The sequence below is a fragment of the Saccharopolyspora sp. CA-218241 genome, from assembly GCF_050954615.1.
Lineage (GTDB): Bacteria > Actinomycetota > Actinomycetes > Mycobacteriales > Pseudonocardiaceae > Saccharopolyspora > Saccharopolyspora cebuensis.
In genome coordinates this window covers 1,533,933-1,549,448 of the sequence record NZ_CP191860.1, presented here as the reverse complement: position 1 = coordinate 1,549,448, position 15,516 = coordinate 1,533,933, and the positions used below count along the sequence as shown (strand labels likewise).

The window sequence follows — 15,516 nt, the reverse complement described above, 5'->3', positions numbered from 1 at the left end:
GTGACGGCCTCGGACCACGAAGTGCTGCGCGCGGGTGCGGTGGCGCCGCCCGCCGCTGCGGACCCGGCGGCGGCGCCCGCCGACACCGCCGACGACGCGCGACGGCTCGCGCTGTTCGCGTACCTGCAAGCGCCGGAGCACCGCACCTACCTGGCGATCATGCGCCTGTTCACCTCGACGCTGCTCGCGGACCTGTCGGCCGGGGAGGTCACCGCGGCGCTGGCCGCCGCCGAGCGGGAGGGCCGGGTGGCGCCCGGGGAGTCCGATGTGGACACGGTGATCGACCGGCTCCGGCAGCTCGTGCGGTGGGGCAACCTGGTGGTGGGCCGCCGGGAGACGATCGCGGCGAGCATCGCGGAGTTCCAGCACGGCAGCGTCCGCTACCAGGTGAGCAAGCTCGCGGTGCGGGTGCAGCGGGACATCGACGCGCTGCTGCGGGTGCCGGAAGGTGCCCGCGAGGTGTCCCGGGAGCTGCTGCCCGCGATCGACCGGGGGCTGGCCGGGATCGGCGAGGCGCTGTCGGCGGCGCTGACCGCGCGGCGCCGCGACCCGGAGTCGAAGGCGGCCCGCCAGGCCCGGGAGCGGCTGGCCGAGCAGGTCACCACGGTGTTCCTGCAGCACGCCGAGCTCGCCGCGACGGTCCGCGACTTCTACGCCTACCTGGGCCAGGTGGTGACCCGGCACCAGCTCGCGCCGGAGGAGATCTCCGGGTTCCGCAACCTGCTCGTCGAGTACATCCAGATGGTCGTGGCCGACGTGCTCCGGCACACCGAGACGATCGCGGCGTCGCTGGCGGGCCTGGCCCAGGTGCGCGGCGACCTGCTGGCGCTGCTGGGCCCGGCCGACCAGCTCGGCACCGACGTGGAGCGGGCCCGGGGCCGCACCGCCGCGGACTGGCAGGAGCTCACCGACTGGTTCGTGGACTCCCCCGGCAGGCCGAGCCAGGTCGCCGCGCTGCGGGAGGCGACCGCGCGGGCGATCGGGTCGCTGCTGGCCAGCGTCAAGCGGGCGACCTCGGCCGGCGGGGTGCTGCCGGGGCGGCGCGGCTCGCTGCTCAAGCTCGCGGCCTGGTTCGACGCGGCCGACCAGGAGCAGGCGCAGCGGCTGCACTCGGCGGCGTTCGGGCTGCACTCCTCGCGGCACCTGCTGCCCGCGCCGGACTACGACACCGACAACGACGAGGTGCCCTGGCGGGACGGTCCGGTGCAGGACGTGGTGGTCAGCGTCCGCAGCCGCGGCGACCGGGGCGCGCGGGGCCGGACCTCCAAGGTGCTCGACGACCCGATGACCGAGGAGACGTTGCTGGCCCAGGCCCGCGAGCAGGACCAGCGGCGCGGGGCCGCGGTGGGCGAGCTCGCCGCGGCGGGGGCCCGGCTGCCGCAGACCCGGCTGTCCGCCGATGCGCTCGGGGTGCTCTGCGAGCTGCTGACGCTGGCGATGGCGGGCCGGGAACGCGACGACGACACCGGCACCGCGCTGGACCCGGTGCACCGGCTGCGGGTGACGGTGCGGCCCGAACCCGGCGAGCTGACCACCGTCCGCAGCGCCGGGGGGACCCTGACGTTGCGCGACACCGCGCTGGAGGTCTCCGGCGACGGCGCGATCCCGGGGGCGGACCGGTGACCGCGGTGTTCGACGAGCTCGGGGACATCGACGCGGCGAACGTGGTGCGCTGCGCCCGGGTCCTGCTGCGCCGCCCGCTGCTGCGGGCGGGCGGGCCGGACGGCGACCTGCTGCCGATGATCTACCGCCACCGCGCCGCGCTCCAGGAGCTGTTCGCCGCCCGGCTGGGCTACCGGCTGGTGGTGGAGCGCCGCTTCGCGCGGCTCGGCAAGTCCGGCGCGGGCCAGGACCCGACGCGCGGTGAACCGGCGCTGTCCCCGCGCGGCCACGCCTACCTGGCGCTGACCCTGGCGGCGCTGACCGGGATCGGCCGGCAGGTGCTGCTGTCCCGGCTGGTCAGCGACGTCCGGGCGGCGGCGGCCGAAGCGGGCGTCGCCGTGGTCGACGACCCCGCCGACCGGCGGGCGCTGACCGCGGCGCTGCGCAACCTGGTGTCGCTGGGCGTGATCACCGAAACCGAGGGCACCGTCGCCGCCGACGCGGGCGCGGAGGCGCTGATCACCATCGACACCGATCTGCTCGGCCAGGTCGTCGTGGGGCCGCTGGCCGAGGCCGCCGATCCGGCGGAACTGGTCGAGCTGGCCGCCTCCAGCGGTCCGCGGGACGTGGCGCACGCGGTGCGCCGCAAGCTGGTGGAGGACCCGGTGGTGCACTACGCCGACCTGGCGCCGGAGCAGGCCCGCTGGCTGCGCGAGCACCGCACCACCGAGGCCAGGGCGCTGGAGCGGTACTTCGGGCTGGTCGCCGAGTCCCGCGCCGAGGGCGTGGTGGTCAGCGACCCGGAGGACTACCTGACCGACGTGGTGTTCCCGGGCCCGGGGACGGTGGCGCGGGTCGCGCTGCTGGCCCTGCCGGAGCTGCTGTCCCGCTCCGAGCCGGACGAGGCGGGTTTCCACCCGGTCGACGGCCGCGACGTCGCCGAGGTGTGCCGGGAACTGGTCGAGGCCCATCCCGCGGCGTGGTCCCGGCAGGCCGCGGAGGATCATCAGGAGCTGGTGCGCGCGGTGCTGGAACTGCTGCGGCGGCTCGGGCTGGCCCGTCCCGCCGACGGCCGGTGGCTGCTCAGCCCGGCCGCGCACCGCTGGTCACCGCGGCCCGACGCCACTCCGGCGCCCGGGAAGGAACCCGAACCACCGGCACCGGAACCCGCGGGCTGGTCGCTGTTCGACGAGATGGAGGACGGGTGAGCACGGACACCCCGCTGCCGAACCGGTGGCGGCTGCACCGGGGCGGGATCGTCAACATCTGGCAGTACGCCGAGACGACGTTCGACCTCTCCGGCGGTCGCGGCATCTTCCAGGGCACCAACGGGTCCGGCAAGTCCCGGACGCTGGAGCTGCTGCTGCCGCTGTGCCTGGACGGCGATCTGCGCCAGCTCGGTTCGAAGGGCTTCGACACGGTGAGCATCCGGCGGTTGATGCTCGACGAATACCCGGGCGGGCCGAACCGGATCGGCTACGCCTGGATCGAGCTGCGCCGGGAGCGCCCCGACGGCGAGGAGGAGTTCCTCACCTGCGGCATCGGCGTCAAGGCGTCGAAGACCTCGCAGTCGATCAGCGACTCGTGGCGGTTCATCACCGGCAGGCGGGTCGGCTCGTCGCTGCACCTGGTGGGGTCCGACCGGGTGCCGCTGGGCGCCGCCGGGCTGCGCGAGCTGCTCGGCGCGGACTGCGTGCTCGACGACCAGTCGTTCCGGGCGAAGGTGGCCGCGGTCGTCTACGGCGTGCCCGCGTCCCGCTACGGCGACCTGCTGCACCTGCAGCGCACGCTGCGCAACCCGGACGTGGGGCTGAAGGTGCTGGAGGGCCAGCTCGAGCAGATCCTCTCCGACGCGCTGCCGCCGCTGGACCCGGCGCTGATCGAGCGGCTGGCGACCTCGTTCGACGACCTGGAGTCGATCCGGTCCAACATCGTCGGGCTGGCCGGGGCGGACAAGGCGCTGGGCGCGTTCCTGACCACCTACACCGGTTACGCCTTCGGCGCGCTGCGGGACCGGGGCGCGGCGATGCGCACGGCGGACGACCGGCTGCGGTCGCTGCGCGCGGAGCTCGACGGGCTCGACGGGCGGCTGGCCCGCGAGCGCGCCGACCGCGCCGAAGCCCAGCGCGCGATCGACGAGCTGGAGGCCCGCGAGTCGGAGCTCGAATCGAGCATCGACGCGCTGCGCTCGCACCCGGCGTACTCGGAGCTGCAGAACCTGCGGGACCGGGAGCAGGTGGTCGAGGGCGCCCGGTCGGCGGCGCGGTCGGCGCTGGAGACCGCGGGTCGGCACCGCGCCCAGGAGCAGCGCTCGGCGGAGTCGGTGCGGGGCGTGCTGCGCAGGCTGGGCGGGGATGCCGAGGCCGCCGCCGAGGCCGCGGCGCGGGCCGCCGCCGAGCTGCGCACCGCGGGCCTGGACACCGCGCTGGTGCCCGCCGCGCCCGAGGTGGCGACCGCCGTCCCACCGGACCGCGAGGAGCGGGTGCGGGCCGCTCCGGAGCCCGGCGCGGAGCCGGTCCCGGTCACCCGCCCCGGGGTCCCCGAGCTGGACGCCGACGCGCTGGCCGAGCGGTTCCGCGCCGTGGTCGAGCAGGCGCGTGCCGCGGCGTCCCCGGCCCGGCAGCGCTCGGCGCTGACCCTCTCGCTGCACCAGAAGGCCCGGGAGCTCGACGCCGAGCAGCAGCGGGTCGACGAGCTGCACCGGCAGGCGCGGCGGGCGCAGCTCGGCGCCACCGAGGCCACCGGCAGGCGCAACCAGTCCCGGCAGGAGCTCGCCGACGCCGCCGCGGTCTGGGTCGAGCAGGTGCAGAAGTGGGCCGCCGGGTGGCCGGACGCCGCCGCCGATCCGGCTCCCGAACCGCCGTCGGCCGAGGACCTGGTCGCCGGGTCGGCGACGCCCCGGCAGGGTCGGGAGGCGGCCCGACGCTGGGCCCGGCCGCAACTGCACGCCGCGCGCCGCGAGGTCTCGGCCGTGGAGCAGGAGATCGCCGAGCAGCGCGAGCGGATCCGGGAGCGGGAGAAGGAGCTGGCCGCGCTGCGCTCCGGGCAGGAACGCGTCCCGGACCGTCCGGAGTGGGCGGTCGCCGACCGCGATCCGGCCGCCGGGCGGGCGTTCTACCGGCTCGTCGACTTCCGCCCCGGCCTGTCCGACGACCAGCGGGCGGGTCTGGAGGGCGCGTTGCAGGCCAGCGGGCTGCTCAACGCGTGGGTGACCGCCGACGGCGCGGTGCCCGAGGTGGCCGACCTGGTGGCGGCCCCGGCGTCGGCGGCCGGGACGACCCTGGCGGAGCTGCTGCGGCCCGCGCCGGAACCGGATTCCCCGGTGACCGCCGAGCACGTCGCCGCGCTGCTGGACTCGGTGTCCACCGACGGCGCGGGCTTGTCGGTCGCCGAGACCGGGGCGTGGCGCGCCGGGGTGCTGGCCGGGCGCTGGGCCAAACCGGCGGCGGAGTTCGTCGGTGCCGGAGCCCGCGAGGCGGCCCGGTCGCGGCGGATCGCCGAGCTGGAGGACGAGCTGGCCGGGCTGCGCACCGACACCGGCGACGCCGAGCGCCGCTGCCGGGAGACCGCTGAGCACGCGGCGCTGCTGGAGCAGCACCTGGAGTCCTACCCGGACGACGCCGAGCTGCTGGCCGCGCACGCGAAGCTGGCCGGGGCCGAGGAATCGGCGCACGAGGCCGAGGAGCAGGCGGCCGGGTTGCGCGGTGAGCACGACGACGCCCAGCGGCGCAGGCAAGCCGGGCACGCCGAGCTGGCGCGCGAGTCCGGTGCGGCGGGGCTGCCCGCCGACGCGGCGGCGCTGGAGTCGGCCCGCCGCGCCGCCGAGGACGCGGTCACCGCGATCGAGGCCCTGGGCGAGGTGGTCCGGTCCCGCTGCCTGCCCACGCTGGCCGAGCTGCGCGACATCGCGCTGCACCACGACGTCGCGGTCGCCGACCGGCAGGAGGCGGAGCAGCAGGCCGAGCGGCGGTGCGCCGAGCACGCCGAGCAAGCCGCGGCGCTGGCCGAGCTGACCGGCGCGGTGGACGGGGCGGCGCAGCAGGTCGCCGACAAGGTCGGGGCGCTGGAGCAGGAGCGGGCCGCGCTGCGCGAGCGGCTGCCCCGGGAACGCGAGCGGGTCGGTTCGCTGCGGGAGACCGCGGCCCGCCTGGAGACGCAGTGCGAGCACAAGCGGTCGCAGCTCGCCGGGCGGGAGTCCGACGCGGCGGCGGCCACCGAGGCGTTCGGCCGGGCGCTGCGCACGCCGGGGCTGTGGACGGCCGCCGAGCTCGACGCCGAGCAGCCCGACGACCTCGACGAGGCCGCGGAGCTGCTGGCCGCGGCCGACCGGCGCGGGGCCTCGGAGACGACGGTGCTCAACCGGTTGCAGGCGTTGCAGCACTCGCTCAGCGGCGGCTACGACATCACCGCGGCCGACGAGGATGGCCTGCTCACCGTCACCGTGACCGGCGAGGAAGGCCCGCAGCCGGTGGCCGAGGCGGCGCGGCGGGTCCGCGACCGGCTGGCCGAGCAGCGCGGCTACCTCAACGAGCGCTACCAGTCGATCTTCGCCGACTACCTGGTGCGGGACCTCGCGGAGCGGCTGCGCGCCCAGGTGGGCATCGCCGAGGACCTGTGCCGCCGGATGAACGAGGTGCTCGACGGCGCCCGGTCCAGCCAGGGCGTGCACGTGCAGCTCGACTGGCAGCCGTCGGCGGCGCTGGGCGACGACATCAGGCAGGCGATCGACGTGGTGCGCACCCCGGTCGCCGAGCGCAGCGACGACGAGGACGCGGTGCTGCGGCGGGTGTTCACCGAGCTGATCGAGTCCGAGCGCGACACCGCGACCGGCGGCTACGCGGAGGTGCTGGCCCGGGCGCTGGACTACCGTTCGTGGTTCGCCTTCACCGTGCGGGTCCGCGACACCGGGCCGGACGGCGGGGACCGGGTGCGGCGGCTGCGGCAGCTCTCCTCCGGCGAGACCCGGCTGATCTCCTACGTGACGCTGTTCGCGGCGGCGGCGGCCTTCTACGATGCGGTCAGCGCGGTCTCCGACGGCGGTGGCCCGCTGCGGCTGGTGCTGCTGGACGAGGCGTTCGAGCGGCTCGACGACCCGACGATCGCGCGGATGCTCGGGCTGCTGGTCGACCTGGACATGGACTGGCTGATCACCTGGCCGAGCGGGTGGGGCGTGTCGCCCAAGATCCCGAAGATGCACATCTACGACGTGCTGCGCCCGCGCAGCGGGCACGGCATCGCCTGCACCCACACCACGTGGGACGGTTCCGGTTTGGAGCGCGCTGATGGCTGATCCCGCCGACATCCGCCGAGCCTGGGACGTCGAGGCGCTGCGGGGGCTGTGGACCCGGGCGCGCGCGGCGGTGGAGGCCGAGGAGACGACGTTCCGGCTGGAGCTGCCCGACGACGCGGCCCGGCAGGCCGTCGGCGACCTCTACGGGCGGCCGATGTGGGGCGAGGGCACCCGGATCAGCGTGCCGAAGCTGGACGCCGCGCTGCGCGCCTCCCCGTTCGGCGTGGGGCTGCGCGAGGCGCTGGAGCTGCTGCACGGGCGCCCGCTCGGCGGGGCCCGACCGACCGCCGCACCGGCCCGCTCGGCCGATCCGCTGGCCGAGCAGCTCGCCGCGCACGGCCTCGACGGGGCCGATTGGGCGGGTCCGTGGATCGACTGGGTGCACCGCTACGGCCGGATCTCCCGGTCCGAGCTGCCCGCGCTGGCCCGCGACGCCACCGCGGTGCTGGCCGAGCTCACCTCGGACCGGGTGGTCTCGCGCGCCGAACTGGCCGCGCTGACCGGCGATCCGCACGCCCTGGACACCGGCACGGCGCTGAGCCGGGTGGTGTTCAAGGCCGCCTCGCTGGCGCTGGGCGACCAGCGACCGCGGCGGGACCTGTGGGCGAGCTGGGGCGTGGTGCGCAACGCGGCGTCGGCGGGGGCGGTGTGCTGGGCGCTGCCGCTGGTCGGCGCGGACCCGTGGTCGCGCGGGGTGCGCGAGCGCGCGGAGCTGGGCCTGCCCGCGCACCTGAGCCTGCTGGACCTGCGGGCGGCGCCGGACCGGCTGGTCGAGCCGGGCACCGCGATCGCGGTCTGCGAGCACCCGAGGCTGGTGGAGGCGGTGCTCGGCGAGCGGATCGGGCACCCGGTGGTGCGCGCGACCGGTCCGCTGGCCAGCGCGCTGCTGTCCCGGTTGGCCGCCGACGGCGCCGAGCTGCGCGTGCACGGCGACTTCGACTGGCCCGGGGTGGCCGCGGTCGCGCGGCTGGTGGAGCGGACCGGGGCGCGGCCGTGGCGGATGGCGGCGGCGGACTACCGCGAGGCGCTGGACCGGGCCGCGGCGCGGCGCACCGACCTGGGCACGCTGGTCGGCGACCCGGTGCGGACGCCGTGGGATCCGGACCTCGCCGGGCTGATGGCCGACACCGGACGCGCCATCGACGAGGAGATGGTGCTGCCGTCGCTGCTGGCGGACCTGCGGAGCTGAACCGCACGCGGCGGCGCCCCGGCAGGTTCCGTCCGGGCGTCGTTGCGGACGGCCCGCGCCCGCCGCGGAGCTCCCCGGACCCGCGCGGTCGGGCGGCCGCGGCGTGCGCGGCCACAACGGCGTCTCCGGAGACGAACGCGAATGCGAATCACGTCTTGCCCGTTGCACGGCGTACGGCCGATGACGTGCTGAACCGTGAACCAGCATGTCGCTTCACGCGGAGAGCCCGACCGCGCCATCCGAACGGCCTCGTGGCTGGCCCCGAGGTGCTGATGCGCCGTTCCGAGCGCTGCGCCGTTCCGAGCGCTACGCCGAGCCGGCCCGGGCCGGGGAGCTGCCACCGCGCCGTGACGGCTCCGCGGGCGGTGCGGACCGCCCCGGCGGGCAACACGGGCGCGCGTCACCCGCAAGAGTGGTGAGTGCGGGGGCACCTTCATCCGGCATACCCGGCTGAAGGTGCCCCTCACCTGGGGCGGAGCGGCCGCGGCCGTCCGCGCGGCACCGGGGCTGACGCCGTAACTTCGAGGGCATGTCCCCGATCGTCGTCGAGTTCTCCGCCCGCCAGCCGGACCGGCTCGCCCGCTGGTGGGCCGATGCCCTGGGCTGGGACGTCCACCTCGGCCACCGGCTCGACGTGCGCGCCGGGGCCACCGGGCCGACGCTGCGGTTCACGGCCGCCGATCGCGGCAAGGACGCCACCAACGGCGTGCACCTGGACCTGCGCAGCGGCACCCTCGACGAGCAGCGGCTGATCGTCGGGCGGCTGATCGCGGCGGGCGCCCGCACCACCGACGTCGGCCAGTCGGGAACGGCGCCCTGGGTGGTGCTGGCCGACCCGGAGGACAACGAGTTCTGCGTGCTCGAACCCCGCGCCGACTACAACGGGACCGGACCGCTGGCCGCCGTCGTCGTGCGCTCCCCCGACCCGGCCGAGGCTGCGCGGTGGTGGCAGGAGGAGACCGACATGGTCCGCGCCGAACCGGCACCCGGTTTCGCCTCGCTGCGCCCGGTGTCGGGCTACGGCACGCACCTGGAGTTCCTGCGCTCCGCGGACGGACCGGACGGGATGCTGCGCGTGCTGCCCGAGGAGTAGCGCCCGGCGGCGGGGGCGTTCCACCCTCCGGCCCGCGACGAGTTCGACGGCAGCCGCGCCCAGCTTCCGCGAGGGGCGGACTTCAGCGCGCCGCGCGCGGCGCCGATGGTGGGGGCGGACCCGAGAGGAGGCACGCATGACCGCGGCCGCGATCCCCACCACGCTGCACGACGACGTGCGCACGTTGTGGGACTACCACGACATGCACCACGAACTCCGGCCCACCGACGTCGGCATCGGCCTGGGCAGCCACGACCTCGGCGTGGCGACCTGCGCCGCCGAGCTGTACCACGTCGGCTGGTTCCCGCAGCTCGTGTTCACCGGCGCCACCGCGCCGACCACCGCCGAGGTCTTCCCGAACGGCGAGGCGGTGCACTACCGCGAGCACGCCCGGTCGCTCGGCGTCCCGGACGCCGCGATCCTCGTCGAACCGCGCGCCACCAACACCGGCGAGAACATCGGGTTCAGCCGCGCGGCGCTGCACCGGGCGGGGATCCACCCGAGGTCGGTCACCCTGGTCTGCCGCCCGTACCAGCAGCGCCGCGCCTACGCGACCTGCCGCGCGGCGTGGCCGGAGGTCGAGGTGCTGTGCGCCTCGCGGCGGCAGCCGTTCGAGGAGTACGTCGCCGCGCTCGGCGTGGACCGGGTGATCACGATGCTGGTCGGCGACACCCAGCGGATCACCGTGCACGCCCGCAACGGGTTCGCGATCCCGCAGGAGGTCCCGGCCGAGGTCGAGGCCGCCTACGACCGCCTGGTCGCCGCCGGGTACACCGACCGGCTGCTGCCGGGGTGAGCCTCAGCGCGGCGCGGGTTCGACGACCTCCACACCGCGCAGCTCGCGGACGAAGTCGGCGCCGAAGGCGGTGGACGGGGTGCGCGCCCCCGGAGCGACGCCACCGGCCCGCAACCTGCCGACCGCGCCGAGCACGGCGTCGGCGGTGAGGTCGTAGGTGTCCGGCCCGGTGAGCGCGGCCGAGGCGCTGCGCCCCTCGGGGTCGGTCGCCTCGGCGTAGACCTCCACCCAGCTCCGCTCGCGCGCGCCGCGCCCGGGACCGCTGATCAGCTTGCCGATCGCCGCGCGGCCCGCTCGCTGCACCGGTGCCGAACCCAGCACCCGACGGCCCAGGGCGCCGGAACGCCCGCCGAGCAGGTGCATCCCCGGCAGGTGGGCGAACGCGGTGATGTCGCCGATGCCGGTGCTGCGGAAGGCGGTGCTGACATCGCCCCACGGCAGCGACGTCACCGACCGGCTCCCGGCGGGGAACGGGACCTCCCGGGTGCGCCAGGCCATCGGCACCTCGGTGATCCGCCCGGCGATCCGGGCGCGCCCCCCGAGCGCGGCGCCTTCCAGCGCGCTCTTGAGGGTGCCCGCGCTGATGCCGCCGTGGGCGTGGAAGGCGAGGTCGAGCCGGTCCGCGCCGGGCAGCGCGGCGCTCACCATCGCCGCCAGGCAGTCGGTCGGCACCACGTCGAAGCCCGATCCGGGCAGCAGCACCACGTCGGCCGCGACGGCGTCGTCGTGCCGGGCGAACACCGACTCGAACACGTCGATCTCACCGGTGATGTCCACGTAGTGCGTTCCGGAGCGCAGACACCCGGCCACCATCGCCGCCGAGGTCGCCGAGAACGGACCCGCGCAGTGCGCCACCACGTCGACGTCCCGCAACGCCTCGGCCACCACGTCGGGATCGCCCAGGTCGAAGGTCCGGTACGGCAACCCGCGCGGCGTCGCGAACGCCGCGACCTTGCCCGCGTCCCGCCCCGCCAGCACCGGCCGCTCCCCGCGCCGCACCGCCAGCTCGGCGATGAGCCGCCCGGTGTACCCGCTCGCGCCGTAGATCATCCAGGCCATCGGCCACCTCCACCATCGTCGAGCCCACTCCCCCAACGACCACCCTCCCACCCCGTCACGCCCCACCCGTTCGCGTGGCGGGTGAGGGCCACCTCCAGCCGACCATGCCGGATGAAGGTGCCGCTCACTCAGGATCGCGCGGCGGGGCGGGCGCTGGTGGTCACCACTCGGTGAAGGAGCCGTCGGGGTTGCGCCAGACGGGGTTGCGCCAGCGGTGGCCGCGTTCGGCCGCTGCGGCGACGGCCTGCTCGTCGATCTCGATGCCCAGGCCGGGGCCGGTGGGGCGCGGGACGTGGCCATCGGCGTAGCCGAAGACCGCCGTGTCGACGAGGTAGTCGAGCACGTCCGAGCCCTGGTTGTAGTGGATGCCGAGGCTGGTCTCCTGGATGAGCGCGTTGGGGCTGGTGAAGTCGACCTGGAGGCTGGCGGCCAGGGCGATCGGCCCCAGCGGGCAGTGCGGCGCGAGGCTCACGCCGTGCAGTTCGGCCTGCGCGGCGATCCGGCGGGTCTCGGAGATGCCGCCCGCGTGCGACAGGTCCGGCTGGGCGACCGCGATCCCGGCGGCCAGCACGTCGCGGAAGTCCCACCGCGAGTACAGCCGCTCGCCGGTGGCGATCGGGATCGTCGTGCCCGCGCACAACCTGGGCAGCTCGCCGGAGAGCTCCGGCACCACCGGTTCCTCCACGAACAGCGGGTGCAGCGGTTCCAGCTCGCGCAGCAGCACCCGCGCCACGGCGGGCGAGACCCGGCCGTGGAAGTCCAGCGCCACGTCGCGGTCCGGGCCGATCTGCTCGCGCACCGCCGCGACCCGGTCCACCACCTCGCGCACGGCGGCGGGCGATTCCAGCGCCCGCATCCGCCCGCAGGCGTTCATCTTGACCGCCGTGAAGCCCTCCGCCATCCGCTTCGCGGCGTGCTCGGCGGCGGCCGTCGGCTCGTCCCCGGCGATCCACGAGTACACCCGCATCCGGTCCCGCACCGCACCGCCGAGCAGCTCGTGCACCGGAACGCCGAGCGCCTTGCCCTTGATGTCCCACAACGCCTGGTCGATCCCGGCGACCGCGCTGGCGAGGACCGGCCCGCCCCGGTAGAAGCCGCCCTTGGACAGCACCTGCCAGTGGTCCTCGATGCGCCCCGGGTCCTGGCCGACGAGCTGGTCGGCCAGCTCCGCCACCGCCGCCCGCACCGTCTCGGCGCGGCCCTCGACGACCGGTTCGCCCCAGCCGCTGATGCCCTCGTCGGTCTCCACCTTGAGGAACAACCAGCGCGGCTCCACCAGGTAGGTGCGCAAGGCCGTGATCTTCACCGCTCTCCCCTCCTCGGATGTCCCAGTTCGGCGGCGATCGCCGCCACCGCGTCGCGCAGCCCGGCGAGCAGCGCTTCGTCCGAGCCCGGTTCGGCCCGCACCACGGTCACCGACACCGCGGCGTCGACGGGGCCGGGCACCGCGACGCCGAGGCAGTGCACCAGCGGTTCGAACTCGGCGCGGTCGGTGCCGTACCCGGCGCGCGCCACCTCCGCGAGGTGCCCGCGGAACGCACGCGGGTCGGTGATGGTCCGCTCGGTGTAGCGGGTGAAGTCGTGGCCGGCCAGCAGCCGGTCCCGCCGCGCGGGGGGCAGCCCGGCGAGGATGGCCTTCGCCGCCGCCGCGGTGTGCAGCGGCACCGCGCGGCCGATCCGGGACCAGGTGCGGATGGTGGCCGCGCCCTCGATCTTGTCCACGTAGACGATCTGGTCGTCGAGCAGTTGGGAGAGGTGCACGGTGGCGCGGGCGGATTCGGCCAGCGCCACCAGGTGCGGGCGGGCGGCGGTGCGCAGGTCCAGGTCGTCGAGCACCTGCTGCCCCCACTCCGCCAGCCGCAGCCCGAGCCGGTAGCGCCCGTCCGAGCCCTTGGCGATGAGCCCGGCCTCGACCAGCGGTTGCAGCATCCGCAGCGCCGTGGAGCCGTGCACGTCGAGCTCCCGCGCGAGGTCGGCGAGCGATCGCGGCGAGCGCGCCAGCTCCTCCAGCACGTGCACCGCTTTGGCCACCGTCTTGGACATCCGCTCACCCCGTTCCGGGGCGCGACATTAGCAGTCGCGTTGCACATGGTGCGGTGGAACACCGTCCGGCCGGAGATGCGCGGCGACCCGGCGGCCCGGAACCGGACTTCCGGGTCCACTTCGGACTCGGTGGCGCGCGTCACGGCCGCCGTCGCACCGGAACCGCATTCCGGCGCTGCGGCGGTTCGGTACGGTGCGACCCATGATCTTCTTCGCCGCCGCGGGCGTGCTGTTCCTGGTCTTCGCGGTGAGCGTGATCTACGACCGCCGACTCGTGCGCAACGGCGTGTACCTGTTCTTCGCCTTGGTGTTCACCGCAGCGGGCACGTTGTTCGCGCTCGCGGAGGTCTCCGAGACCGCTGCCATGATCGTCCTCGTGCTGGCGGTCGGGCTGGTCCCGCTGCTGGTCCTGGTGCTGGCGGGGTTCCTCATCGCCAACGGCGTGACGATGCTCCGCCGCGAGGGCAGGCGCCTGGGCAACCTGCTCTCGCTGGGCGCGGGCGTGGGCATCATCGGGTTCGTCGTGCTGTGGGTCCTGGCGAACGGCATCGACCTGGCGCTGCTGCGCGCGTTCGTCGGCGCGGTCGGCAGCGTGCTCACCTACGTGTCGTTCCTGTTCACCTGCTTCCTGCTGTACTCGGTCTTCTACGCCCGGCTGCCGCACCGCCGCGCCGTCGACTTCGTCGTGGTGCTGGGCTCCGGGCTGCTCGGCTCGCGGGTGCCGCCGCTGCTGGCCAACCGGCTCGACCGGGGGCGCACCGCCTTCGAGGCCGCCCGCGCCAAGGGCGCCGATCCGGTGCTGGTGACCTCCGGCGGCCAAGGCCCCGGTGAGGACCTCCCGGAAGCGCGGGCGATGGCCGACTACCTGATCGCCGCGGGCGTGCCCGAGGACCGCATCCTGGTCGAGGACCAGTCCCGCAGCACCGAGGAGAACCTGCGGTTCAGCAGCGAGCTGATGCGCGAGCGCAAGTCCCGCTACCGCTGCCTCGTGGTCACCAACAGCTTTCACGTGATGCGGGCCGCGCGCATCGCCCGCACCGAGAAGGTCACCGCCCACGTGATCGGGGCCCCGACCGCGCGCTACTACTGGCCCAGCGCGACGATCCGCGAGTTCGTCGCCATCTTCCTGGCGCACCGGGTGCTCAACATCGGCATCTGCGCCCTGCTGGCCGCCCCGCAACTCCTGGTCCTGCTCTGACCGGGCCGAACACCAACATCGAGAGGAAGTGAACCGTGAGCAGCCGGTTGATGCCCGCGGTGATCGCCGTCGTCCTGGGAACGGCGCTGGCCGTGGCGCTGTTCGTGCCCTACGTCGCGCGGCAGTACCGCAGACGCGGCAAGCTCGGCGTCGGACACGCCGGGCTGGCGTTCGCCTCGCTGGTCTACGGCCTCGGCCTGCTCGCCTACGTGCTGCTGCCGTTCCCGACCGTGACCCCCGGCTTCTGCGCGGACGCGAGCGGGCCGCAACTGGTCCCGCTGAACTTCCTGCGCGACATGCAGCGCGAGGCCACCGGGACGGGGATGAGCGCGGTGCTCGGCAATCCCGCGCTGACCCAGGTGCTGCTCAACGTGGCGCTGTTCGTGCCGCTGGGGATGTTCGTCCGGCACCTGTTCGGGCGCGGCGTGCTGACCACCACGCTGATCGGCCTCGGCACGTCCCTGCTGATCGAGCTCACCCAGGGGACCGGGATCTGGTTCCTGTACCCGTGCCCCTACCGGCTGTTCGACGTGGACGACCTGCTGATGAACGGGCTCGGCGCGCTGGCGGGCGCGCTGGCCGCGCCGGCGCTGCGGGCCGTACCCGGGCAGCGCGAGGTCGGCGAGCCGGGCGCGCCCCGGCCGGTCAACCGGCGCAGGCGCCTGCTGGCCTCGCTGTGCGACCTGATGATCTACCACTTCAGCGCGGCGCTGCTGGCGGCTATCTGCACGGTGGCGGTGTACGCCGCGCACACCGGCCTGTTCTCCGCCGACGCCCGGCTGGCCCCCGACCTGCCCGGCTACCAGGCCGCGCAGGTCGTCGGCATCATCGCGCCGTGGGTGGTGCTCTACCTGGTGCTGCCGCTGGTCGGCGGGGGGTCCAGCCTCGGGCAGCGGGCCGTGCAGCTGCGGGTGGTCGGCGACGGTCGGCGTCCGGGCGCGGGCGCGCGGCTGGCGCGCGGCCTGCTCGGCACCGGCGGGTACGTGCTGCTGCAGCAGCTCGGCCAGGTGCCGGGCCTACCGGACGCCGCCGGTTACGCCACGCTGCTGGGCCTGGTCTCGGTGATCGGGATCTTCACCACCGCACGGCGCCGGGGCGTGTCCTGCGCCCTCACCCGGCTGCACGTGATCGACGCGCGGGAACCGCTCACCGAACCGGCGCCCGCCACCCCCACCAGCACCGTCACCCGGTAGAGCGCGGAGTGAGGGGCACCCTTGTCCCAATTACTCGGACAAGGGCGCCCCTC

Annotated in this window: 11 protein-coding genes; 8 read left to right on the top strand and 3 right to left on the bottom strand. The window is 75.4% G+C overall.

The features are described from left to right. From ACQP0T_RS07620 to ACQP0T_RS07595, 6 genes are all read left to right on the top strand, one after another. Window positions 1-1,623 carry a DUF2397 domain-containing protein gene (locus ACQP0T_RS07620; protein WP_433871932.1) on the top strand — a complete coding sequence of 541 codons (1,623 nt, stop codon included), beginning with the start codon at window positions 1-3 and terminating at the stop codon, window positions 1,621-1,623. Beyond that, a complete protein-coding gene (locus ACQP0T_RS07615) occupies window positions 1,620-2,810 on the top strand; it encodes a TIGR02678 family protein (protein WP_433871931.1) in 1,191 nt (396 codons plus the stop codon). The genes ACQP0T_RS07620 and ACQP0T_RS07615 overlap by 4 nt, the downstream gene beginning before the upstream one ends. Beyond that, complete coding sequence (locus ACQP0T_RS07610; protein WP_433871930.1) at window positions 2,807-6,892, top strand: TIGR02680 family protein; 4,086 nt, start codon at window positions 2,807-2,809, stop codon at window positions 6,890-6,892. The genes ACQP0T_RS07615 and ACQP0T_RS07610 overlap by 4 nt, the downstream gene beginning before the upstream one ends. Beyond that, window positions 6,885-8,081, top strand: coding sequence for a DUF2399 domain-containing protein (locus ACQP0T_RS07605; protein ID WP_433871929.1), 1,197 nt, complete (start codon window positions 6,885-6,887; stop codon window positions 8,079-8,081). Before ACQP0T_RS07610 ends, ACQP0T_RS07605 begins: the two co-directional genes overlap by 8 nt. 529 nt (window positions 8,082-8,610) lie before the next feature. Beyond that, a complete protein-coding gene (locus tag ACQP0T_RS07600; protein ID WP_433871928.1) occupies window positions 8,611-9,174 on the top strand; it encodes a VOC family protein in 564 nt (187 codons plus the stop codon). A 136-nt stretch (window positions 9,175-9,310) separates the two neighbouring features. Continuing rightward, window positions 9,311-9,970 carry a YdcF family protein gene (locus tag ACQP0T_RS07595; RefSeq protein ID WP_433871927.1) on the top strand — a complete coding sequence of 220 codons (660 nt, stop codon included), beginning with the start codon at window positions 9,311-9,313 and terminating at the stop codon, window positions 9,968-9,970. 3 nt (window positions 9,971-9,973) lie between these two features. Here ACQP0T_RS07595 and ACQP0T_RS07590 read toward each other — a convergent pair whose 3' ends face one another. From ACQP0T_RS07590 to ACQP0T_RS07580, 3 genes are all read right to left on the bottom strand, one after another. Next, window positions 9,974-11,029 (bottom strand): saccharopine dehydrogenase family protein, encoded by a 1,056-nt coding sequence (locus ACQP0T_RS07590; protein ID WP_433871926.1) that lies wholly within the window; start codon window positions 11,027-11,029, stop codon window positions 9,974-9,976. 160 nt (window positions 11,030-11,189) lie between these two features. After that, window positions 11,190-12,335: a galactonate dehydratase gene (gene dgoD, locus ACQP0T_RS07585; RefSeq protein WP_433871925.1), complete on the bottom strand. Its 1,146-nt coding sequence runs from the start codon at window positions 12,333-12,335 to the stop codon at window positions 11,190-11,192. After that, a complete protein-coding gene (locus ACQP0T_RS07580) occupies window positions 12,332-13,072 on the bottom strand; it encodes an IclR family transcriptional regulator (RefSeq protein ID WP_433871924.1) in 741 nt (246 codons plus the stop codon). Before ACQP0T_RS07580 ends, dgoD begins: the two co-directional genes overlap by 4 nt. 202 nt (window positions 13,073-13,274) lie before the next feature. On the opposite strand from ACQP0T_RS07580, the gene ACQP0T_RS07575 reads away from it, so the two are divergent. Both ACQP0T_RS07575 and ACQP0T_RS07570 read left to right on the top strand, forming a co-directional pair. Then, entirely contained in the window at window positions 13,275-14,270 is a 996-nt protein-coding gene (locus ACQP0T_RS07575; RefSeq protein WP_433871923.1) for a YdcF family protein, read from the top strand. Between the two features lie 35 nt (window positions 14,271-14,305). Next, window positions 14,306-15,463, top strand: coding sequence for a VanZ family protein (locus ACQP0T_RS07570; RefSeq protein ID WP_433871922.1), 1,158 nt, complete (start codon window positions 14,306-14,308; stop codon window positions 15,461-15,463). Window positions 15,464-15,516 lie beyond the last annotated feature (53 nt).